The organism is Paraclostridium dentum, assembly GCF_012922555.1.
In the GTDB taxonomy this organism is placed as follows: Bacteria; Bacillota; Clostridia; order Peptostreptococcales; family Peptostreptococcaceae; genus Paraclostridium; species Paraclostridium dentum.
The window spans coordinates 1,138,837-1,162,064 of record NZ_WIPK01000001.1 but is presented as its reverse complement, the minus strand read 5'-3'; the positions used below and the strand labels follow the sequence as shown (position 1 = coordinate 1,162,064).

The following is a 23,228-nucleotide window of genomic DNA, read 5'->3' as shown; positions in this document are numbered from 1 at the left end:
AATTGAAATATATAAAACAAGCAATAGAGTACAAGGAGTTAATAGATACACTTATGAGTAATAAGCACCATGCAGATATTGTTCTGTATGGTGGGAATATTATAAATGTACTGACTAAAGAGATATATACAGGAGATATAGCTATAAATGGAAAATACATATTAATGGTAGGAGATTGTGAGAGTTTAATAGGTGAAAATACTATAGTAGTAGATGTTCGTGGCAAATACTTGTCTCCTGGATTTATAGATTCACACATGCATTTTGAAAGCAGTATGTTAACAGTTACTGAGTTTTCTAGGCTTTCTATACCATCAGGAACTACAACTTTGATAGCAGATCCTCATGAAATAGGAAATGCATTAGGTACTGTTGGAATGAAAGCTATGGCAGATGAAGCAAGTTATGTTCCGAACTATGTAAGATTTGTAGTTCCTGCACTAACTCCAGATTGCCCTAGCCTTGAAACAGCAGGAGTTGATGTTAGTTCTAAAGATATGGAAGATTTGCTAAACTATAAAAATATAATAGGTATAGGAGAACTTCAAGGATTTAGTAATGCAAAACATGTATATAACAATACCCCAGAAATAATAACAGATTTACTAGCATCGACTACGTATGCTAAAAGTATAGGGAAAATAGTAGATGGTAATGCTCCGGAATTGTTTTCAAATGAACTTGCTGCACATATAGTGTGTACTGGTGGAAAATGTTCTTGTCATGAAACAACTACTAAAGATGAATGTATAGAAAAGTTAAGACAAGGGGTCTACGTATTCATGAGAGAGGGATCTACTCAAAAGAATATGGGGGAATGTATAAAAGCAGTAACAGAAGAACATATAGATTCAAGAAGATGCATATTAGCTACAGATGATATGGTGGCGAAAGATTTACAAGAATTAGGTCATATGAATGAAATAATAAAAAGAACTATAAGCGAGGGTGTAAACCCTGTTGAAGCTATACAAATGGCAACAATAAATCCTGCAACTTATTTTAACTTAGAGGATAGAGGTGTACTATCTCCATCTAAAGTTGCTGATATTACAATAATAAATGATTTGAATGACATGGATATAGAAGCTGTTTTTATAGAAGGAAAGCTTGTAGCTTCTAATAAAAAACTATTGATAGACTTACCTAAATATACTTATCCTGATAGTGTGAAAAATTCTGTTAAAATAGGTAAAATAAATGAAAAAGATATAGGAATTATAAGTAATGAAAAAGAAGTTGTTGCTAGATGTATAAAAGCAATACCTGATCAAAATTTGACTGAATGTATGGAAGTTAAGTTGAAAACTAGAAATAATGTAGTAGAAGCAGACATAACTAATGATATTTTACATATTGCATGTATTGAAAGATATGGGAGAAACAATAATATAGGTAAAGCTTTTGTTAATGGTTTTGGACTTAAAAAGGGTGCATTTGCAGAGAGTATAGCTCATGATACTCACAATATAACTGTTGTTGGAACTAATATAAACGATATGGTAGTTGCAGTTAACAAGGTAATAGAGATGGGAGGAGGTATTGCTGTTGTTAATAATGGTCGAGTACTAGAAGAGCTAAGATTAAATGTAGGAGGACTTATTACAGATGAACTTACAGGAAGTGAAGTAAGTGAAAAAATAGATTTACTAGAAAATGTAGTAAGTAAAGATTTAGGTGGAAATTTACATGCTCCATTTATGCATCTATCTTTTTTAGCTTTATCCACTAGTCCTAAATGGAAAATTACTGATAAAGGATTAATAGATGTAAATAATTTTGAAGTTTTAAGTCCTATATTATAGCAATTAAAATAGGTTGTTTTAAAGTGAGTATGCTCCTGCATAAAGATGTAAGTTTTGCTCCATACAAGCTATAGTACGTGCTTGTAAATGTCGCTAAAACTTACATCTTTATCCTTCGCTAACTTTATTTTAAGACAACCTATTTTTTACACTCTAAGAAATTAGAATAAATAAAAAATTATAGATGAACTAAAAAATATATGTAATAATATACTTATATAAATGCAGCAGGGGGTAACTTATGAAAAAAGAAATATATAATAAATTAGATGAGTTAGATATAAAATATAAAATTTTAGAACATGATGAAGTATTTACAGCTGATGAATTTTATGCAGTCACAAAGGACATGCCAGGGCATCACTGTAAGAACTTATTTTTAAAAAACTCTAATAAAAGTATTAATTATCTAGTTGTAGCAAAACACGATAAAGCTGTAGACTTAAAAGAAATAAAATCACAAATTGGAAGTAGTAGGCTTTCATTTGATTCACCAGAAAAGTTATATAAATTAATGAAGGTAACACCTGGTAGTGTAAATCCATTTAGTATTATAAATGATGCAAATAGTGTAGTAGAAGTCATAATAGATAATGATTTACTAGATGGTCAAAATCTTAATTTTCATCCAGCTATAAATACGGAAACATTCAATATATCTGGAGATGATTTTATTAAGTTTTTAGATTATATAGATAATAAAGTTATTAAGGTTAATATATAGATTGATTTAAGTTGTGTGTATAAATAATACTATGTGAATAGGGGTCGGTACGTTTCTTCTAAACCATTGAAATCCATAAAAAACACATTTATACAATAGTCAATGTATTTTTTATTTATAAACCTTACATAGATGTAATATCTATGTAAGGTTTGAAGATAGTTATACTATAGTATTTACAGTAAAATTCTTATATGAGAAAAGTCATATAAGAAAAGAGGATTAAACAAATGGAATTAATAGAAATATTTAAAGCTATAATTTTAGGTATTATAGAAGGCATAACAGAATGGCTACCGATAAGTAGTACAGGTCACATGATACTAGTAGATGAATTTTTACAGCTAGGAATGTCAGATGCATTCAAAGAAATGTTCTTTGTTGTAATACAACTAGGTGCAATACTAGCAGTAGTAGTTTTATATTGGAGAAAGATATTTCCTTTTTCATTTAAAGATAATCAAATTATAAAAAAAGACATAATAACAATGTGGATAAAAGTAGTTATAGCCTGTATGCCAGCGGCAATCATTGGTATATTATTTGATGATAAGATAAACTTATTATTTTACAATTTTCAATCAGTAGCTATAGCTCTTATAGTATTTGGAATTTTGTTTATTGTAGTAGAGAACTATAATAAAGGTAAAAATTCTATAGCAAATAATATAAATCAATTAACTTATAAAATGGCACTAGTTATAGGTTTATTTCAATTAGTAGCAGCTATTTTTCCGGGTACATCGCGCTCAGGGGCGACTATACTTGGTGCTTTATTAATAGGTGTATCTAGGGATGTAGCAGCTGAGTTTACATTCTTTTTAGCTATACCAGTAATGTTTGGGGCTAGTTTACTTAAATTGGTGAAGTTTGGTATTGTATTTACAAGTTTTGAACTTACTGTATTATTAGTAGGTATGGTAGTTGCATTTATAGTATCTTTATTAACTATTAAATTTCTGGTAGGATACATTAAAAAACATGATTTTAAAATATTTGGTTGGTATAGGGTAGTACTTGGATGTATACTTCTAATATACTATTTTATGATGATATAAAAATTAATTAAATATAGGAACGCTATAGCAATAATGACAATGCTATAGCTTTATTTACTATAAAATATGGTATACTAATTACAAATACAAGTTATCAAAAAATGGTGAAATAAGAACTGATATGGAGTGAATATATGAATAATAGAATTTATATTATAGAAGATGATACTTCCATAAGTACATTGTTAAAAGATTACATAGACAGATACGGATTTGAAGGGGTTATAGCGACAAATTTTAATAATATATTAGAAGAGTTTGAAATATGTAGACCGAGTTTAATATTATTAGATATAAATTTACCCAAATTTGATGGGTTTTATTGGTGTACGAAGATAAGACAAAAATCAAATGTACCTATAATATTTATATCAGCGAGGGAAAGTGGAATGGATCAAATTAGAGCATTAGAAAGTGGTGGAGATGATTATATAACTAAGCCCTTTCAATATGAGGTAGTGATAGCAAAAATAAAAAGTCATATGAGAAGGTCTTACGGAGAATATGCTTTAAAGCTAAATGAACGAATAGTTGAATTAGATGGACTTAAATTTTATCCTGAAAGATTGGAAGTAGAATTTGAGGATAAAGATGTAATCATAACTAAAAAAGAAGGGATATTACTTGAATGTCTTATGAAAAAATATCCCAAAGTAGTTAGTAGAGATTATTTATTAGAAAAAATATGGGATGATATTGAATTTGTAGAGGAAAATACATTAAATGTCAATGTAAGTAGAATTAGAAAAAGACTTAATGATTTAGGAATAGAAGATGCCGTGAATACAGTAAGAGGGGTTGGCTACAAATTAAATAAGAATTGGTAGGATTATAATATGAAATTATTTATAAATGAATACAAAGGATATATATTCACTTATTATGCAGGGCTTATAATAACTCTTACGTATTGTAAACTTATGAATTTTATAAAAGCATCAGAGATAATCTATATATTATTATTTAATACTTTTATTGTAAGTAGCTTTATAATCTACAAGTACATAACAACTAAAAGAGCTTATGAAGTTATTGAAAAAGGCATAGGAAACTTAGATGAATCTATATTAGATTTAGGAAAATCACCTATAGGAAAAAATGTAGCTAATGTGTTAAATCAACAATATAATCAATACAGATTAAAGATACAAGAACAAAATAAAATACACAACGATCATTTAACTTTTATTAATCATTGGATTCATCAGATGAAAACTCCAGTATCTGTAATCAATCTTTTGCTACAAGAATATGAAGGTGAAGAGATATCATCAAATATACAGCAAGAGTTAGACAAAATAGATAAAGGACTTAATATGGCAATGTATTTTGCTAGATTAGATCAGTTTCAAAAAGATTTCTCAGTGGAAAAAGTTAATTTATATAATGATGTGGTAGAACTGGTAAATAAAGAAAGACGATTATTTATTAAAAATAGAATAATTCCTAAAGTAGAATTGGACAAGGATTTAGTGGTCTATAGTGATAAAAAGTGGCTAAGATTTATAATAGAACAAATAATAATAAATGGTGTAAAGTACTCAAAAGATTATGGCAAATATTTGACTATAAAAAATAGAGAAGATGATAAATATATAATAATAGAGATAATTGATGAAGGAATTGGAATATCTAAAAAAGATATAAAAAGAGTATTTGAGCCATTTTTTACAGGTGAAAATGGGCGTGACTTTGGAGAATCAACGGGTATGGGATTATACATAGTAAAGACAGTATGTGACAACTTAGGTCATGAGGTAGAAATAAAATCGAAAATTGAAAAAGGCACACAAGTATCAATATTATTTAAAAAATAAAGAAAGTCAATAGTTATAAGCTATTGGCTTTTTAAATATACAAAAAATAAATATAAGTGAACCTTACACAGATGTAATGTAAATGTAAGGTTTGTAGATAGTGATATTTTAATATCTAAATTAAAATTGATGTATAAAGAAATTTAATAAATTTAGAGAAGGAGAAACAAAGTGGATATTTTAAAAGTAAACAACGTAAGTAAAGTATATGGGAATAAGGTAGTTTCAAATGCATTAAAAGATATAAGTTTTAACATAGAGGACGGAGAATTTGTAGGAATAATGGGGCCAAGTGGGAGTGGAAAAACTACATTATTAAATTTGATTTCAACTATAGATAAGCCAACTTCAGGAGAGATTATATTAAAAAATAAAGAGCCACATAAATTAAAAGGTGATCAACTTGCACTATTTAGAAGAAGAGAGCTTGGGTTTGTATTTCAGGATTATAATTTACTAGATACTTTAACTATAGGCGAGAATATAATATTGCCATTAACTTTAGAAAATATGCCCACAAAAGAGCAAGATGATAAATTAAAAAAGGTATCAATAATATTAGGAATAGAAGATTTGTTAAATAAAAGAACCTTTGAAGTATCAGGTGGTCAAGCTCAAAGGACTGCTATCGCAAGGGCTTTAATAAATGATCCTTCTATAGTTTTGGCTGACGAGCCAACAGGAAATTTAGATTCAAAGGCTGCTGGGAATGTTATGGAGTTATTAGAAAAGATAAATAGGGAAGAAAATGTAACGACTATGATGGTAACTCATGACCCAGTGGCAGCAAGCTATTGCAATAGAATTTTGTTTATAAAAGATGGTGTAATATATAATGAAATTTATAAGGGTGATAATAGAATGCAGTTTTATCAAGAAATAATGGATGTACTTTCTTTGTTAGGGGGTAGCAAGTAATGAATTTTACAGAGTTTGCAATTAAGAATGTAAAACGAAATATTAAATCATATATAGGACATTTTTTTAGTATACTTATATCTTCTACATTAATTTTTTCTGTTAATATGTTCATAAATCATCCAGACGTAGATACTTCATTATTTCCAGGTTATTTGATATTGATGATGAAGCAATCAACAGTTATAATTTATTTGTTTTTATTTCTATTTGTAGGTTATTCAGTAAGCGTGTTTTTAAAAAGTAGAAATAAAGAGTTTGGTATTTTATATACGATAGGAATATCAAAAAAGCAAGTTAGAAAAATGATTTTCATAGAAAATTTAATAATGAATACTTTAGCATCAATTTTAGGAGTTTTTATAGGATTAATTTTCTCTAAAGTAATATTGATTGTTATATCTTCATTAATAGGTATAGAGCCATTAAAGTTTTATGTCCCAATAAAATCTATGGGTGCAATTATTTTATACTTTATATTATTGTCATTATTGATTTCGTATTTTATATGTTTTGTGGTTAGGGAAGATAAAGTTATAAAGTTACTTAAAGGAACACAAAAACCTAAAAAAGAGCCAAAAACATCACCTATATTATCAATACTTTGTGTTTTGTTATTTGTAGTTGCCTATTATAGAGCGGTTACCGTAACAGAATCACAGTTGATAAGTACAATAGTACCAGTAACTTTTATGGTTATTATAGGGACATATTTATTATTTTCACAGCTTAGTGTATTTATTATAAAAAAGCTTAAAGGAAATAAGTCATTTTATAAAAAAAATATTAATATGTTATGTATAGCAAATTTACATTATAAAATAAAGGATAATACAAGGATGCTTTTTTTAGTAACAATAACTTCTGCTGTTGCATTTACTGCTATTGGGTCCATACATTCATATTGGACAGACTTGATTAGTCAATCAGAAATGGATTTTCCTCAAGCAATATTTTATGCTACTGAGAGAAAAAAATTAAATAACAGCAGTAATAATAATGAAGAAAACAGAGTAAAGAAGTTAGGGTCTTTGTTAGAAGAAGAAAATATATCATATGATAAAGTTGAGGGAAAATTTAAAACTTTATTTCTTAAAGATAAAAATAGAGATATAAAGATAATCAAAGAGTCGGAGTATGCCCAGTTGGCTGAGGCGAAAGGATTTGAAATAATAAATTTTAAATCTAATGAAGCGATTTCATTGTCAAAAGAAAGCAGTAAGAATAAAGATGATTTTATAAATATAGATAATAAAAGTATAAAAGTAAGACAAGTTAAACAATCTGCTGTGCCAACATATTATGGCATGTATATGTATGTAGTTAAAGATGATTTTTATGATAGTATAAATACAGAGTATATAGAAGATGAATTTGTAGCGATAAATACAAGTGATTATATGAGTACTTTAAATGCCAGCAAAATTTTTGAAGATGTTTATAAATATGATAAAGAATATAAATTTTTATCTAAATCAATTATTGTAGAAAACGGAAAAGTAGCCTATGCGGTTCTTCTATTCTTATCAGTATTTATAGGATTGGTATTTTTTATTACTTCTAGCAGCTTTTTATATAATAAGATTTATAGGGATTGCCAAGAGGATAAGGTAAAATACAGAAAACTTAATAAGATAGGATTAACTTATAATGAGATAAAGAAAATATCAAGAGTGGAGATAGGCGCTTTATTTTTTATTCCATATATGGTTGCGGTTATACATTCTATATTTGCACTTTTAGCTTTTAAAAGTGCTCGTGGTGTAGATATTGCATCATCTTCATTTTTAGTTATGGGAAGCTTTTTTATAGTTGTATGTGTGTATTTTTTAATTATAAGGAAAAATTATCTAGATGAGGTAAAAGAGTGCTTAATAGATTAAATTAAAATTTGATGTAATTGAAAAAAACATATAGATAGTTAATATTAAGATAACAAAAATAGTTTAAAAAAATATCAAATGTGTTATGATAATCTTATTAAGGAGAAACAAAAAAGGACTACAATCTATTTGGTTGTAGAGTGTCTTTTTAATTTATCGAATATGTAACTAGCAACTATACTTGATGGTATACCTACTAGAAAGCTAATCATTATGTTAAAAAGAAAATTGTCTATACTTCTACCTCCTTCCTATTGGAAGTAGGTTAAAGCCCTCGTATGGAAACAACACTCTAATAGATTGTAGTCTATTTGAGATCATAACATAATATTAAAGATAAATATATATTGAAGCTATAAAAATAATCAAATAGATAATCGTGGGTATGATTCTTGTGAATTGTCTCCACCATTGAAATACACGAACACTTATATCCTTCGGGTATAAGTGTTTTTAATATGCTTGGAATCTAAGTGGAAGATTATATGGAATTTTAAGGATATAACAAAGAAAATCACAAGGGCAAAGCAATATATAAAATATAAATACTATCCATTTTAATTTCTCTATTTTTAAAGAGGCTATTTTTTTAAGCATAGAATTAATAATTTATAGAAGAAGATTATTATAAAAATAAGATGAAATATAATTACTTTAATTATATTATTTAAAAATCTATTAAGAACATACTAGATGAATATCGAATTAGGTTTTGTTTAGTTAAAATATTAAAGATATGTTATATAAAAATATATGAAGGCTTAGGTTTGCAGGAAGAGTATGATATAATAAATTCGTATTATGAAATTGAAAAGATAGATTATAATGATAGAGATATCTCATTTAGAATATAAATTATCTTATAGAGGAAAACTTTATTCAAGAGCAACTTAAGGAGGAAATTCATTGGGAAAAAAAGTTGTAAAGTTAGATTTAGCGTTAATGTTTAATAGCGCACTTATGGGTGCATTTGTAGGTATTTTAACATGGATGTTTTTAGGAATTGTAAATGTAGGTACACACTTTATATGGCACACTTTAAAAGATTTTTTTAATATAAAATATTGGACTTTAATAGTTGCAAGTATAGGTGGTATATTAGTCGGAATAACGCAAAAACATTTTGGAGAATACCCAAAATATATGGACCAAACTTTAGAAGAGTTTAAGAAAAATAAAAGAGTAGAGTATAAATCATTAAAAAATTCTATTATAAACTCATTAACAATACTATTCTTTGGTGCAAGTGTTGGACCAGAAGCTGCACTATCAGGCATTGCAGGAGGTATAATTACCTTTGTTGGAGATAAAATGAAAGAACGATTTAAGAAAAAGAACGTTGTTAATCAGTATTCAGATGAACTAATAGAATATAGTATGCAAGTTAGTGCAGGACTTGTATTTAGGGCGCCTTTATTTGGAATATATACACTAAGTGAAAAAAGTTCAGAAAATAGACATATAATAAAGAAAATAAAAGTAATTGTTTATACTGTAACGACAATAGCTGGTTTTTTAGTATTTATACTATTATCAAAATTTGATAACAGACCTTCATTTATAGTTAAATTTGGACAAAGTAATATTGGGTTGAAAGAAATTATTTGGTTTATACCATTAATTATTATAGCCATGTTACTTGCGTATATATACAAAATGTACGCTTTAGGGCTACATAGGATATTAAAGCCTATTGAAAATAAGAAAATACTAAAAGGAATAATTGGAGGATTAGGAATAGGTATATTAGGAACTATTTTCCCATGGATACTATTTTCTGGAGAACATGGATTAAGAGAGTTAGTTGTTGAGTGGAATAACATATCTGCTTATATGCTTATTTTATTATCATTAGTAAAACTTTTATTGACAGAAATATGTTTATCAACAGGGCATAGAGGCGGACATATATTTCCTTTGATATTTTCTGGGAGCTGCTTAGCTTATGGAGTATCTAAGTTATTTTCTATAGATCCAGTTTTTTGTTTGGCTATAATAGTTACAGGTCTTGCAAGTAAGGCTATAGGAAATATGTTTGTAGCTATATTTTTATTGATATTTTTCTTTCCAATTAATACTATATTGCCAATGGTATTAGCCGCAGCTATAGGTAAAATGATTAATGATATTGAAACTAAATTAGTACATAAAAATCAAAGTATTAAGAAATAAATCGTGGGTTTTATTCCTGTGATTCGTTTCCACCATTGAAATCCACGATAGATATATGGTGGATTTTTACTTTATATATATAAATCCATTATAGAATTATTTACACGGCTGATTGTTTGAATAACTAAAAAAGAGCTACCACTAACAGATTTTTAGGCTGTTGAAACGGTAGCACTTTTTAATTTATTACTTTGTGTAATTATCGAAATAACCTTGGATGAATATAATAGGAGTTCCCTTATCTCCACTTCCTGAAGTTAAGTCAGATAATGATCCTATAAGGTCAGTAAGTCTTCTTGGAGTAGTACCTTGTGATTCCATAGATCCAACTAAATCTGATTCCTTATTTTTAATATATTCTGATATTGCCTTCTTAAGCTCTTCACCCTCTAAATGAGAGAAGTTATTATCAGCAAGATACTTTAATTTTATTTCATTTGGAGTACCATTTAAGCCTGATGTAAAGGCAGGTGAAACAACTGGGTCAGCAAGTTCCCAAATATTACCAACTGGATCTTTGAAAGCTCCATCTCCATAAATCATAACCTCAACATCTTTTCCTGTCTTCTCTTTAAGAATAGCTTGTATATTATCAACGACAGGTTGACAGTTACGAGGGAAAAGCTTAACTGTTTCTTCTGTTGATTTGTTTGACCCTAATAATCCATAAGCTTCATTACATCCACTTCCATCAATAGATTCACATAATATATTATCAAGGCCATAAATCTTTTCTCCACCATTTGCTTTTAAAATTTTCTTAGTTCTAAATCTTGTATGAATATCACAAGTAAGAACACTTTTTGTATAATTTAAGATAGTTTTAGGATTGTTCGAGAATATTACTTCACACTCAACGCCATATTCTTCTACTAAAGATTTATAATAATCAATGTAATCAACACCTGTGAAAGTATGCTTATTATACCCAAATAGATTACGGAATTCTTGCTCTGTTAAAACATCTGTCCAAGGGTTAACGCCCTTATCATCTAACATATCTAAATCAACTAGCTGATTTCCAACTTCATCAGATGGATAGCTTAACATTAATACTATTTTCTTAGCTCCCTTTGCTATACCACGAAGGCAGATTGCAAAACGGTTACGACTTAAGATAGGGAATATTACACCAATAGTATCGTCGCCAAATTTAGATTTAACATCCTTAGCGATATTATCTATAGAAGCATAATTTCCTTGAGCACGTGCAACTACTGATTCAGTTACAGTGACTATGTCCTTATCATTTATAGTAAATCCTTCAACTTCTGAAGCTTTAAGTACACTTTCTACAACTATATCCTCGATTTTATCGCCCTCTTTAATGATTGGACAACGAAGTCCCCTAACAACTGTACCAATAACTCTTTCCAAAATAATCTCTCCTAACAATTTAAATTTGATTTCAAATACTTTCTACTATTGTAATATACACCAATAAATGATATAAGTAAAATAAATAGAATGAATACATGATATAAGGAGTACTTATATGGTTACTAAATTAGATTTATATAAGGTATTTTGTCAGGTAGGAAAAAGTAAAAGCTTTTCAAAGGCATCAAAAGAGCTTTACATGACGCAGCCAGCAGTGAGCCAAGCGATAATGCAATTAGAGCGAGAACTAGATATTAGACTTTTTAACAGAACACCTAAGGGAGTATCATTAACTAATGAGGGGAAGCTTTTATTTGAATATGTAAATTCAGCAATTAATTTAATCAATGCAGGAGAAGAAAAAATATTAGAATTTAAAGATTTAACTGTGGGAGAGCTAAAGATTGGAGTAGGAGATACTATATCTAGGTATTTTTTACTTCCATATTTAGAGTTCTTTCATAATAGGTATCCTAATCTTAAGTTTAAGATTATAAATGGCACTACCTCAGCACTTTGCGCCTTAATTAAGTCAGGAGAAATCGATATTGCAATCTGTAATTTTCCAATTGATGATAATTCATTAGAATTAATACCTTGTGGAGAGGTTAGAGATATTTTTGTTTGTGGAGAGAAGTATAAGGATTTGTCAACATCGAAAATTTCATTAGAAGAAATGGTAAAATATCCTTTAATATTCCTAGAACCTAATTCAAATTCGAGAAAGTATGTAGAAAAGTTCATGTTATCCAAGGGGATAAAAATCTCTCCAGATTTTGAACTTGGATCTTTTGATTTACTATTGGAGTTTGCAAAGATAAACTTAGGTATTGCTTGTGTAGTAAAGGAGTTCTCAGGAGATTATTTAGAAAAGGGATTATTATATGAGGTTAATATTTTAGAAGAGATACCTAGTAGAAGCATTGGTGTTTGTTATTTAAAGAGTGTTCCACTTTCATTAGCTTCTACAAAATTTGTTGAGATATTATCCTCTGATAACCCTTCACTAAAAATTAAATAAAGTATGCGTTTATTATATTTAGATTAGAGAGATAGAGTCTATGTCAATAGTAGTAGGCTGTTGTGGAGAAGGATTGTTAGGCAGAGAATAAGAAAGGATTGACTTAATATTCAATCCTTTCTTATTTACTATATTAAACTTAAGCTATTGAGTTAAATATCTACGTTCTTTCACAGAAAAACTTTCATTAGATATGATTGTAAAGAAATAGAAATTGAAGCTTCTGAGTTTGATTGTCATGGGTTATAGATAGATTTTCCTATAGTTATATTTGGTGGAGATTATTGATAGGGTCTTATTGACTTTGAATATTTTTATTAAGGTATTTTACGTTGCAAAGCTCTATTCTTCAATAAATTTCATCAATTCTTCATTAAATTTTTCTCGTTGATCATAGAAAGATGCATGACCGCTAAATTCAAATGGCATAAGCTTTGAATTTTTAATATATTGATTTTGTATTTTAGCTAGTGGAAATGGAACAACTTTGTCATGAATTCCATGAATAATTAAAGTTGGAACACTTATTGTTTCTAAGTCAGAAAACAGTGATTCCTCTATCCAAGTATTTGCGATAGCTGCAGTTGACCAACCAGCCGCCTGTAAGCCTAATTGAAGGAACCAATCAGAGAATGGTTCAGTTATATGTTGAAAGAAAAAAATATCACCGAAATCACTCAGCATTTTAGGTCGATCAGTGTATGTTCCCTCAATTATTTTGATTACGGCATCTTCTTCTAAACCATATGGGAAATTTGGACGTTTGATAAGGCTAGGAGCTGCTGCTGCAAAAAGAGCAAGTTTAGATACTCCGTATCCTTTATGGCGAGACATGTATCGAATAGCTATAGCCCCTCCAGTCGAATGACCTGCCAGTGTGAAATCATGTAAATTTAAAGCATTAACTACACATCTAACATCGTCTGATAATCTATCATAGTCGTAACCTTCATAAGGCTTATCTGATTTACCAAATCCTCTCATGTCTATACCAATACATCGGTATCCCATTTTTGGAAGATAATTAAACTGATATTCAAATAAATTATGATTCCCAGGCCACCCATGTAGAAATAAGATTGTTTTATTGCCGCCTGGGTTAAGATCCTCTACATAAACTTTTACCTTTGACTCTACTTTAACATAATATCCCATACAAACACCTCCATTAATGAAAATCATTTATTAATAGGTTATTCTTCTAGACATAAGTATGTGAGTTGTCTGTTTCTTGTTTATGTGAGTTTCTTATGGAATTAAACCACACTACATTCATAGATATTTATCCAAACTGCTTGTGATAACAATATAAAACTACAAACCCATACAGCCTTAGTACTTATAGCAATAGATATTAGAGTACCTGGAATAGCTCCTAATGCAAAAGAAAAAGTAAGACATGTAAAAATAATTAACTTTCTTATGGAATCTTTACTTTTTTCATCTGATGCATTATATAACAATTGACCAACATTTCTAATATTTCCTGTACATATAGTTGTGTTGAATGCAATACCAATGCAGTCTCTAAATAAACACAGCTGATATCCCATGAAAAAAGAAACCAAATTAGTAAAAATAATATCTGGGAAAGAAGTAGGTAGAAGCCCTATAAAGAACAATGCGATTGCTTCTAAAACTAGAGCTAGCTTTCTCCAATCTCCTCTGAATTTATGTCGGATAAGGAGAGTTCTAATTAGCTCACTAAATGTAGCCCCTAATATACAAGCAACAATTGGAATAAAGTAGCTTAGTGCATCTTGCCACTGACCAAGTGCGATGTTAATTCCTAATTTAGACATATTAGCAGTGTGCATGTTGGATAATATATTATGTCTTGTAATGTAGGTATATCCATTCATATAACCTCCAACAATGGTTATTATCATCATAAACATAGGCCTTTCCCAAGGAGGGACCTCCTTTTTTATCTGATTTTTATCATCCATATAACATCACCTCTTATATATGAACATTACTATTAATGACTTATGTAGTATGTCCTAAACTAGGATATTTTTTCAATATTAGGAAAAGAATTTGAAAATTAGTATTCAACATGTCTAAACTCCTCCTTTTCTTATTCCAACTTAAGAACTATAAATTTAAGATAATTATATTTTTATAAATCTACTAATAAATTATACTGTAATTTCTAGAAGTTGAGAGTAAACGCTTCGTAGAGTACAACTCTACGGAACGTTTATTGTTTACATGGAGCGAATAGTATAAATTAATAAGGGTAGTGACAAGAAGTATATATAAATAACTATTTGAAAGTATAGATGTGATTAAATAGCAATAAAAAATATTAATAAGAAAGGTGAAAATTAATTATGGATAGAGCAAGAAAAAAAGAATTATTACAACAATTTAAAGAGATGAAACCAGAGATGGGTGTATACATGTTCAAATCAATAAATACAAATACTGTTTATTTAGGTTGTGATAAAAATATAAAGGCAACTATAAATGGAGATAGATTTAAATTAAATTCAAAAAATCATAGATGTAAAAAATTACAAAAAGATTGGAATGAAAATAAAGAAGAAAAATTTGAAATAAAGGTGGTAGAGGTACTTCCTTATGATAAAGATGAAAGCAAAGTAGATTATAGTGAAGATTTAAAAATACTATTAGAAATATGTAAAGATAGATTTATAGAAGAAAATGTGGAGGAAATATAGAAATGGAATTCAAACCAGTTATAACATGTGACAATTACAAAAAAATAGATGGATACAGAGCTCCTAGCTCAGATGTAGAAAAAGTAGATATGGGAGTTAAGGAAAATATAGATAATAATAGACTTGAAATAATAGCAAGACTTTTAAAAGCAGATGGTAAATTTGATGAAATACCTGTAAATAGAATTTTGGATATGGCTATTTTACTGTGTGAAGCTAGTTTATATTTTAAAGAGGCTTATAGAATGCCTAAATTTTATGATGAAAATAATTTGACTATTAGCCGTGTTGGACTTCAAGGTGATGCTATGAATATTAAAATATGCGAAGATAATAAAAACTTAGACAAAGATATAATTACTTTGGCAGATGAACTTACTAATCAGGGTGAATTGCTAGGAGAAAGATTTAGCGTACTTGCAGACATATTAGAGGAATTAGGCTATTAAACAGAAAAGGAGAATATTTATGAGAAAGATAAGCAGCATATCTTCTATTTGGGGAAGAGACTATAAACTTGAAGAAAAACCATTTGATGCTTTAAATAGTAAAAATGTTAACACTTCAAGTAAATATTCTCCAGATGGAGGATTTGGAAAAGGACAATCATTTTTAATTGATTCCATAATAGAAGCAACACATAAATATATAGATTTGATTGATAATGAAAATGATATAGGGTCTATTGGAATACTTGATGACAGTATATGTGCAGAATTACAAAGTAAAAATGAAAATATAGTACAAATTTTATTTTACAATAAAGTTAGTGGAAGATGTTCAGCATGTAATTATGATATAAAAAATAAAATATGTAATGAATATAAATTAAGAAGCCATAGAAACTCTAAAGGAGAAAAAGGAAGTATATTATTCTTTGCTATGATGATAGAAATATTGAAAGATAATGAAGCTTTAAGCGTATTTAATGAGTACAAACTTCATAGAGAAGAGAGTGAGGAATTAGATGAATTATCAAGAAAATTAATGGCAACTTTCTGTGATAATGTATACCGTAGAATATTGAAAGGTAATTTAAAGTTACTTGTGCCAGATGAATCACCTCTAGAAAAAATAAATCTAGAAGATATACAAAGTAAAAAAATTGCATATACAAAATTATTAAATGGTAAGTTTAAAATAGTTGAAGAAATAAAGAATGAGAAAAAGCAAATCGAAAATTTAACGATAGAACAAGGGGAATTTGCATTAAATTTATCTAGAAAATTAACTGATTATGAAAAAAGCCAAATTATAAAATTACCAAATTCCCATAGAGTATCAAAAATTGAAAGAAGAATATGTAAAGAAATCAAACGCAATTGGGATAAAGGTGATATGAAGATATCAAATATTCTTCTTGAAGGTGATGCAGGTTCTGGAAAAACTCAAATGGCGAAAGCATTATCTTGTAATTTGGGACTACCTTACACCAAGATAACTTGTTTTTCAGATATGGATAAGTCAGACGTGCTAGGGTCTATACTTCCTGTTGCCGATGATGAAAACAATGATTCTAATAAAGATATCGAGTATAAGTACTTTCCTTCAGAAATAGTAAAAGCATTTACAGAAGGTTACTTATTAGAAATACAAGAGCCTACTGTAATCCGTGATGCAGCTGTATTAATGATACTAAACTCAGCATTAGAGCCAGATGGGACTATAAATTTACCGACGGGGGTTGTTCATAGGCATCCAGATTTCGTAGCTGTAATTACAACTAATAGAAATTACATTGGATGTAGACCTCTTAATGAAGCAATAAGAGATAGAATACAGCATTCAGAAAAAATGGATTTACCAGAAAGAGAAGCTATGATAGAAAGAGCAATAGCAAAGACAGGATTTGATAATGTGGAGTTAGTTTCCAAATTAGTTGATGCTATTATAGCTCTAGATGAGTGTGCAATAGCCAATGCCATACGTGGGGTGGCAGGAATGCGTTCATTATTTTTCTGGGTTGATGCTATAAAAAATGGAGAAGACATACGAGAATCTATGTATTACAAGGTATTATATAAAATAACTACAAACCCTGATGAAATAAGAATATTGGAGGAATCCGTTGAAAATAATACTTCTTTATTTATTGAAACTCAAAGCAGGAGGTAAATTCTATGGATTTAGATAGTATTATAAAATCAATAAGAGAAAACAAACTAGATTTAGATGATAAGGGTATTTTAAAATCTAAAGAGTTTGAAGAATATATAAAGAGTATATCAAACAAGTTGTATGAAAAATACGATTTAAATCAGGATAAACTAAAATTCCTATTTGATAAAAATATCGATGATGTATCTTACATAAAGAGAGATACTATTTATATAAATTTATATTCAAATAGTATAAGTGAAGGTGATAAATTTAAATTGATATTAGGATATTACGCTCATGAGATAGGGCATAGATTATTTACAGATTTTACATTAAGAGATATTTATGAGCAGTCTATTCTAAGTGGAAGTTTACGTGCAGATTCGCTAGAATTTGATGATGAAGAGTCCAATGAAAATATAATTAAAATGCAAAGCTATATAAATAATCCCAAGAAATCAGGAAAGTTATGCTCTTTATTACTTTTTATATACGATATTATTGAGGATAGTCGAGTGGAGGAATCTATATATGAATATTTATCTAACTATGGTCGGTTAATTGATGGACTTAATGAATTGAGAGATGCTCAATATAAGAGTATTAAAAATTTCAAAGTAGATTTGATTGATAATAAGAGATTCAATGCTTTAATAAATCAAATAATTTGCTATATTAAATTTAGAAAATTTAAAGATATATCAGATTATGATATAAAAAATATTGAGAAAATCAAAAAAGAAATAGATGAATCTATTTATGAAGAAGATGGAATTAAAGTAATAGATAGAGTTAATAAGATAAATATTCTTATGTGGGATGAAATAGAAGAATACTTACAAGAATTTGATGATGTATACAAAGGGGAGCTAGATAATATAAAGCCAATAAAATCACTGGAAATAGAAAAAAATCTTGAAGAAAATAGCCAAGCAACATCAAGTATAGGACAGACTCATACAAGGGGTGAAATAGGTAAAACTATAAAAAGCAACAACGATATAAAAGAACAACCTAAGAAGGAGTTAGTTAAATCAGAAAATGAAGATACTATGGAAATTAATTCTGATAAAAATAGCTCCTATAAAAGTACTATGGTAAGAGATAAAGATGCATTGAAGCTAAGGAAGTCTAGCAACGAAGATAGTACAAGTGATGACTCTATAAGTAAAGAAAATGAAGAATTATTTTATGGAGTGTATAATAATAAAAATTCCTTTGGAAAAGGAAAAATGAAATTAAGAAATATAAAAGAAAATAACGATGAACAGTCAAATGATTCAAAGCTAGTTTTATATGGAGATATCCATAAGAATATTAGAATAAAAGTTCATAGACCTGAATTTACTTATGAAGATAAATTAAATTATAAACAAGATAACCAAAAACATATTAAAGCAGCTAATGAGCTAGCTAATCAAGTGTTGCCATTTCTTAAAAATGAAGTATCTAGTGAGTATAGTAGAAATAGATACTATGGTACTAAATTTGAGGCTTCAAATCTAGCGAAAAAAGACTATAGATATTTTAGTAAAAAAAATCTACCGAATGAATCACCATCAATGGCAGTAGCTCTTAGAATAGATGAATCTGGCTCTATGAAAGCCAATAATCGTATTGAAGTGGCACGTGCAACTGCTATTTTAATTTGGGAATTTTGCAAAAAATGTGATATACCTATAGGTATTTATGGAGATACAGCGGATATAAGTGATAGAGAAGATGTATCAATATATTCATATTCTGATTTTGATAATCAAGATAAAGATAATTGTTATAGAATGATGCAAATAAGTGCGAAAAGTAATAATAGAGATGGAGTACCGATAAAATATACGGCAGAAAAGTTATTAAAAGTTGATGCTGACATTAAAGTGTTGTTTATAATAAGTGATGGTAAGCCTCTTGCAAAGCCAAATTACAAAGATGAATTAGCTAAAGAGGATTTAAGAAGTATTATATCAGAATACTCAAGAAAAGGGATACATTTATTTGTATTTGCCATTGGAAATGATAGAGATGTGATCAAAGATATTTATGGCGAACATAGATTTCTGGATATATCTAATATAAATACATTACCCAATAGGATTTCTATTATATTAAAGAATTTATTATAGTTAAAAATAGAATGATTATATAAGGAGTAATTTAATATATGAATATAATCGTGTATATGATTTATGTGATTCGTCTCCACACTTGAAATCCACGAAAAATATAAGAGAACTGTTAAGTTTATAGTCTAGCAGTTCTTTTTATATTATTTTAAAATGGAAATTCATTTAATAAAAATTGTTTGAAAAGTTTAAGTAGAAAAGAAAATAATGAAGCAGAGAAAATAGGATTAGGTAGAATAAATTTATACTTCTCAATATATTGATAAGACATGAGGTATTGAACAAAATAATCCATGGTTTTACAAGATAAAATTATATTAAATGAAATGAAGTAAATATATAATTAGGATAAGTCGGACTTTTATGATATATTTAGTATTAAAGATAATAAAGAATAAAGATTAATAGAAAGATAATAATACATAAAAATACTAAAACGACATAAAGGAAGAGCACATAAATGACAAATATAAACTTTAAAGATTACAAACTAAGCAATGAAATATTAAAATCACTTAATATGCTAAACTATAAGACACCAACCAAAGTTCAGCAAGAGGTAATACCAGTTGCACTAGAAAATAAAGATGTATTAGTAAAATCACAAACAGGAAGTGGTAAAACAGCAACATTTGCAATACCACTATGTGAGTTAGTTGATTGGGACGAAAACAAACCACAAGCATTAATACTTACACCGACAAGAGAGCTTGCAATACAAGTTAAGGAAGATGTATTTAACATAGGAAGATTTAAAAGAATAAAAGTGCCAGCACTTTATGGTAAATCATCTTTTTCATTACAAGCAAAAGAGTTAAAACAAAAGACTCATATAGTAGTAGGAACTCCAGGTAGAACAATAGACCATATCAAAGAAGGAAACTTTATAACTGATAACATAAAATATCTTGTACTAGATGAAGCTGATGAGATGCTTAGTATGGGATTTTTAGAACAAGTAGAAGCAATAATTTCATTACTACCTAAGAATCGTGTGACTATGCTATTTTCAGCAACTATGCCAGATGATATAAATAGATTATCAAAAAAATATATGAAAAATCATGTGACAATAGAAATTGAAGCAAAGACATTAACTGTTGATAGAATACAACAAGATGGATATAACATAGAAGAAACAGGAAAGTTAAATTTATTAAAAGATGTAACAACAATAGAAAATCCGGATAGCTGTGTTATTTTTTGCAATACACAAGTTAAGGTAGAATCTTTGTACAATGAATTAAGAAAACTTAAATACCCATGTGATAAAATACATGGAGGAATGGAACAAGATGAGAGAATTAAAGTAATGAATAACTTTAAAAAAGGATACTTTAGATACTTAATAGCAACAGATGTAGCTGCTAGAGGTATAGACATAGATAATATCACTCATGTAATAAATTATGATGTACCTGTTCTAAGAGAAAACTATGTACATAGAATAGGTAGAACAGGACGTGCGGGTAAAGAGGGAAGGGCTATTACTTTTGTTATGAAATCTGATGAAAGACGTATGTTTGAAATATACTCTTATACAGGTAAGGAATTAACAATGAAAATGAAACCAAGTAAAAGACTTGTAATGAGTTTAAAGCCTGAATTTGACAAAAAGTTAGAGCAAAGACAAAAAGTTAAAGAAGATAAAGGTGCAAATCTAAGCCAAGAAATAATGAAGCTTCATATAAATGCCGGTAAAAAAACTAAGATGAGACCTGTTGATATAGTAGGTACGCTTTGTAGTATCGAAGGTATGAATGCGGAAGACATTGGAGTTATAAGTGTACTTGATATATCTACTTATGTTGAAATATTAAACAACAAAGGCGAAATGGTTTTAGAAGCACTACAAACTAAAAATATAAAAGGTAGGCCACGAAAAGTAACTAAAGCAGATATGTAATGCATAAATTAAATGGAGCCTATTCATTAAAACTACGAAACATATTGATAAATTTATCAATGTGTTTTTTATTATCCATATTATTTAATTATAAGTAAATAGTACATACAGAGCTTTTAAAGAAAATTATCTCATGTAAATAAGAACCATTGTCTAATATTTGCATATGATATATAGAACAATATTTATATCAGAAAAAGGAGAATCAACAATGGATAGAAATTATTGGCAAGAATATTGGGATAATTATTGGAAGTTTATGGCTGTATATCTTAGAGAGTTACAAGATGTACGACCTGATGTGGATATTAAAAATGAATACTTAGAAGTTGCTAGTTTACTTGAGCCTTCTATGAATTTTGAAGATTACGAGATTTATGATGAATATGATGATAATAGTGATTCAGAAATAGATACAGAAGTAGATTTCATGATGCCTGATCCAGCGCAATCACCTGCGCCTTTTATATCACCTGGTGGTGGACAGTTTACTATAAGTAATTGTAGAAGGATGGCAATAGTTAGAATAGTAATGAGAAGAGGCTTTACTCCTTCTAATTTCTTTTTGGTAGTAGATAGAGCTGATCGTAGGAGTATTCAAGGATTTAGAATAGCTTGCGAAGCTGGTAGAATTAGATTTGTACCAATGGCTGTAGAGTATAGAAATATAAACTTTATAGAATGCGCATTTTAATTTAAAAATAATAAGAGGTATCCAGTAGATATGCATATGCAATTCTTGGGGTACCTCTTATTATTTTTATTGAAATTGATAAATTACGAAAATTATACACTAATGAGAATTTGCATTTTCTCTATAAGAAGTCATAACATCTTTAAATAATTCAGCAACAGAAGGTGGAGTCCAAGTGATTGCGTTTGCCCCAGCGGCTATTGTTTTTCTTATACTTTCATCAGTTGGACCACCTGTCGCTATTATTGGAAAATCAGGATAAGATTCTCTAATTTTTGCAACTATTCGAGGAGTATCAGAAGAAGCTGAAACATTAAAAATAGTTGCTCCAGCATCTATTCTTTCCTGAATGTTTGTATCATCGTTTACAATAGTAACAACAACAGGTATATCAAGTGCATTAGATAAAGCTCTAACTACACCGTTTGTTGTGGGGGCATTAACAACAACACCAATAGCACCTTGTAATTCAGCGTTAGTGCCTAACATTATTGAGCGTATTCCTTTTGTAAGACCGCCACCAACTCCTGCGAAAACAGGGATATCAGAAGCCATAATAATAGATTGTGTAATTATTGGCTGAGGAGTAAATGGATATACAGCTATTACTGCGTCTGCATTTACATTTTTTATAATAGCCAAGTCAGTTGAAAAAACAAGTGACTTTATTCGTTTTCCAAAAATATTTATACCACTACATTCTCTAATAACCTCAGGAACACGTAAAAATGATTTTCTAAGTGTACCATCTATGGATTTTGGTCGTTGCTTCATAGATAAAAGCCTCCTTAATAATTTTAACATTTTATCATTAATTATAAATTAGGTATGTTAAATTTGCTATATTTTAACGAAATAAATTTATTATGAATATTTAATATGTATATTTGTAAAAAAATGTTGAAAAACGAATCATCATGTGATACCTTTTATAGTGAGGACA

Annotated in this window: 19 protein-coding genes; 15 read left to right on the top strand and 4 right to left on the bottom strand. The window is 28.6% G+C overall.

Annotated elements, in window-relative coordinates; all coding sequences use genetic code 11:
- Positions 1–2: 2 nt before the first annotated feature.
- The 8 genes from ade (at position 3) to GFJ41_RS05515 (ending at position 10,377) form a co-directional block, all read left to right on the top strand.
- Positions 3–1,805: an adenine deaminase gene (gene ade, locus GFJ41_RS05550; RefSeq protein WP_226890222.1), complete on the top strand. Its 1,803-nt coding sequence runs from the start codon at positions 3–5 to the stop codon at positions 1,803–1,805.
- 241 nt (positions 1,806–2,046) lie between these two features.
- Positions 2,047–2,529, top strand: coding sequence for a prolyl-tRNA synthetase associated domain-containing protein (locus GFJ41_RS05545; protein ID WP_170074823.1), 483 nt, complete (start codon positions 2,047–2,049; stop codon positions 2,527–2,529).
- Between the two features lie 230 nt (positions 2,530–2,759).
- On the top strand, positions 2,760–3,587 hold the full coding sequence (locus tag GFJ41_RS05540) for an undecaprenyl-diphosphate phosphatase (RefSeq protein ID WP_170074822.1): 828 nt from the start codon (positions 2,760–2,762) through the stop codon (positions 3,585–3,587).
- Between the two features lie 134 nt (positions 3,588–3,721).
- Positions 3,722–4,414 (top strand): response regulator transcription factor, encoded by a 693-nt coding sequence (locus GFJ41_RS05535; protein WP_170074821.1) that lies wholly within the window; start codon positions 3,722–3,724, stop codon positions 4,412–4,414.
- A 9-nt stretch (positions 4,415–4,423) separates the two neighbouring features.
- Positions 4,424–5,404 (top strand): sensor histidine kinase, encoded by a 981-nt coding sequence (locus tag GFJ41_RS05530; protein WP_170074820.1) that lies wholly within the window; start codon positions 4,424–4,426, stop codon positions 5,402–5,404.
- 171 nt (positions 5,405–5,575) lie between these two features.
- Positions 5,576–6,322, top strand: coding sequence for an ABC transporter ATP-binding protein (locus GFJ41_RS05525; RefSeq protein ID WP_170074819.1), 747 nt, complete (start codon positions 5,576–5,578; stop codon positions 6,320–6,322).
- On the top strand, positions 6,322–8,205 hold the full coding sequence (locus GFJ41_RS05520; protein WP_170074818.1) for an FtsX-like permease family protein: 1,884 nt from the start codon (positions 6,322–6,324) through the stop codon (positions 8,203–8,205). Before GFJ41_RS05525 ends, GFJ41_RS05520 begins: the two co-directional genes overlap by 1 nt.
- A gap of 906 nt (positions 8,206–9,111) precedes the next feature.
- The gene (locus GFJ41_RS05515) at positions 9,112–10,377 is read left to right on the top strand and encodes a chloride channel protein (protein WP_170074817.1); all 1,266 of its coding nucleotides are present in this window, start codon (positions 9,112–9,114) and stop codon (positions 10,375–10,377) included.
- Positions 10,378–10,563: 186 nt separating this feature from the next.
- Here GFJ41_RS05515 and GFJ41_RS05510 read toward each other — a convergent pair whose 3' ends face one another.
- Positions 10,564–11,754, bottom strand: coding sequence for a coenzyme F420-0:L-glutamate ligase (locus GFJ41_RS05510; protein WP_170074816.1), 1,191 nt, complete (start codon positions 11,752–11,754; stop codon positions 10,564–10,566).
- 118 nt (positions 11,755–11,872) lie between these two features.
- Here GFJ41_RS05510 and GFJ41_RS05505 point away from each other — a divergent pair, with 118 nt between their 5' ends.
- Entirely contained in the window at positions 11,873–12,778 is a 906-nt protein-coding gene (locus GFJ41_RS05505; protein ID WP_170074815.1) for a LysR family transcriptional regulator, read from the top strand.
- A gap of 342 nt (positions 12,779–13,120) precedes the next feature.
- Here the strand turns inward: GFJ41_RS05505 and GFJ41_RS05500 are convergent, their stop codons facing one another.
- Positions 13,121–13,933, bottom strand: coding sequence for an alpha/beta fold hydrolase (locus GFJ41_RS05500; RefSeq protein WP_085281933.1), 813 nt, complete (start codon positions 13,931–13,933; stop codon positions 13,121–13,123).
- Between the two features lie 101 nt (positions 13,934–14,034).
- Positions 14,035–14,676 carry a YoaK family protein gene (locus tag GFJ41_RS05495; protein WP_334296654.1) on the bottom strand — a complete coding sequence of 214 codons (642 nt, stop codon included), beginning with the start codon at positions 14,674–14,676 and terminating at the stop codon, positions 14,035–14,037.
- Between the two features lie 438 nt (positions 14,677–15,114).
- Here GFJ41_RS05495 and GFJ41_RS05490 point away from each other — a divergent pair, with 438 nt between their 5' ends.
- The 6 genes from GFJ41_RS05490 to GFJ41_RS05465 all read left to right on the top strand — a co-directional run bounded on the left by GFJ41_RS05490 (position 15,115) and on the right by GFJ41_RS05465 (position 22,285).
- Positions 15,115–15,465 carry a GIY-YIG nuclease family protein gene (locus GFJ41_RS05490; RefSeq protein WP_170074813.1) on the top strand — a complete coding sequence of 117 codons (351 nt, stop codon included), beginning with the start codon at positions 15,115–15,117 and terminating at the stop codon, positions 15,463–15,465.
- Between the two features lie 2 nt (positions 15,466–15,467).
- Positions 15,468–15,914: a DUF6530 family protein gene (locus GFJ41_RS05485; protein ID WP_035116764.1), complete on the top strand. Its 447-nt coding sequence runs from the start codon at positions 15,468–15,470 to the stop codon at positions 15,912–15,914.
- Positions 15,915–15,933: 19 nt separating this feature from the next.
- A complete protein-coding gene (locus tag GFJ41_RS05480; RefSeq protein WP_226890221.1) occupies positions 15,934–17,580 on the top strand; it encodes an AAA family ATPase in 1,647 nt (548 codons plus the stop codon).
- A 5-nt stretch (positions 17,581–17,585) separates the two neighbouring features.
- Positions 17,586–19,685, top strand: coding sequence for a vWA domain-containing protein (locus GFJ41_RS05475; RefSeq protein WP_170074812.1), 2,100 nt, complete (start codon positions 17,586–17,588; stop codon positions 19,683–19,685).
- Between the two features lie 460 nt (positions 19,686–20,145).
- Positions 20,146–21,591, top strand: coding sequence for a DEAD/DEAH box helicase (locus tag GFJ41_RS05470; RefSeq protein ID WP_170074811.1), 1,446 nt, complete (start codon positions 20,146–20,148; stop codon positions 21,589–21,591).
- Between the two features lie 211 nt (positions 21,592–21,802).
- A complete protein-coding gene (locus tag GFJ41_RS05465; protein WP_035116761.1) occupies positions 21,803–22,285 on the top strand; it encodes a hypothetical protein in 483 nt (160 codons plus the stop codon).
- Positions 22,286–22,384: 99 nt separating this feature from the next.
- Here GFJ41_RS05465 and GFJ41_RS05460 read toward each other — a convergent pair whose 3' ends face one another.
- A complete protein-coding gene (locus tag GFJ41_RS05460; RefSeq protein WP_021433291.1) occupies positions 22,385–23,059 on the bottom strand; it encodes a beta/alpha barrel domain-containing protein in 675 nt (224 codons plus the stop codon).
- Positions 23,060–23,228: the final 169 nt, after the last annotated feature.

What these genes read in the sequence shown, in the direction of transcription:
- GFJ41_RS05470 (WP_170074811.1), top strand. Translation starts at nt 20,146, where the DNA reads ATGACAAATATAAACTTTAAAGATTACAAACTAAGCAATGAAATATTA.
- GFJ41_RS05460 (WP_021433291.1), bottom strand. Translation starts at nt 23,059, where the DNA reads ATGAAGCAACGACCAAAATCCATAGATGGTACACTTAGAAAATCATTT.
- GFJ41_RS05545 (WP_170074823.1), top strand. Translation starts at nt 2,047, where the DNA reads ATGAAAAAAGAAATATATAATAAATTAGATGAGTTAGATATAAAATAT.
- GFJ41_RS05500 (WP_085281933.1), bottom strand. Translation starts at nt 13,933, where the DNA reads ATGGGATATTATGTTAAAGTAGAGTCAAAGGTAAAAGTTTATGTAGAG.
- GFJ41_RS05530 (WP_170074820.1), top strand. Translation starts at nt 4,424, where the DNA reads ATGAAATTATTTATAAATGAATACAAAGGATATATATTCACTTATTAT.
- GFJ41_RS05495 (WP_334296654.1), bottom strand. Translation starts at nt 14,676, where the DNA reads ATGTTTATGATGATAATAACCATTGTTGGAGGTTATATGAATGGATAT.
- GFJ41_RS05485 (WP_035116764.1), top strand. Translation starts at nt 15,468, where the DNA reads ATGGAATTCAAACCAGTTATAACATGTGACAATTACAAAAAAATAGAT.
- GFJ41_RS05490 (WP_170074813.1), top strand. Translation starts at nt 15,115, where the DNA reads ATGGATAGAGCAAGAAAAAAAGAATTATTACAACAATTTAAAGAGATG.
- GFJ41_RS05475 (WP_170074812.1), top strand. Translation starts at nt 17,586, where the DNA reads ATGGATTTAGATAGTATTATAAAATCAATAAGAGAAAACAAACTAGAT.
- GFJ41_RS05465 (WP_035116761.1), top strand. Translation starts at nt 21,803, where the DNA reads ATGGATAGAAATTATTGGCAAGAATATTGGGATAATTATTGGAAGTTT.
- GFJ41_RS05480 (WP_226890221.1), top strand. Translation starts at nt 15,934, where the DNA reads ATGAGAAAGATAAGCAGCATATCTTCTATTTGGGGAAGAGACTATAAA.
- GFJ41_RS05535 (WP_170074821.1), top strand. Translation starts at nt 3,722, where the DNA reads ATGAATAATAGAATTTATATTATAGAAGATGATACTTCCATAAGTACA.
- GFJ41_RS05540 (WP_170074822.1), top strand. Translation starts at nt 2,760, where the DNA reads ATGGAATTAATAGAAATATTTAAAGCTATAATTTTAGGTATTATAGAA.
- GFJ41_RS05505 (WP_170074815.1), top strand. Translation starts at nt 11,873, where the DNA reads ATGGTTACTAAATTAGATTTATATAAGGTATTTTGTCAGGTAGGAAAA.
- GFJ41_RS05520 (WP_170074818.1), top strand. Translation starts at nt 6,322, where the DNA reads ATGAATTTTACAGAGTTTGCAATTAAGAATGTAAAACGAAATATTAAA.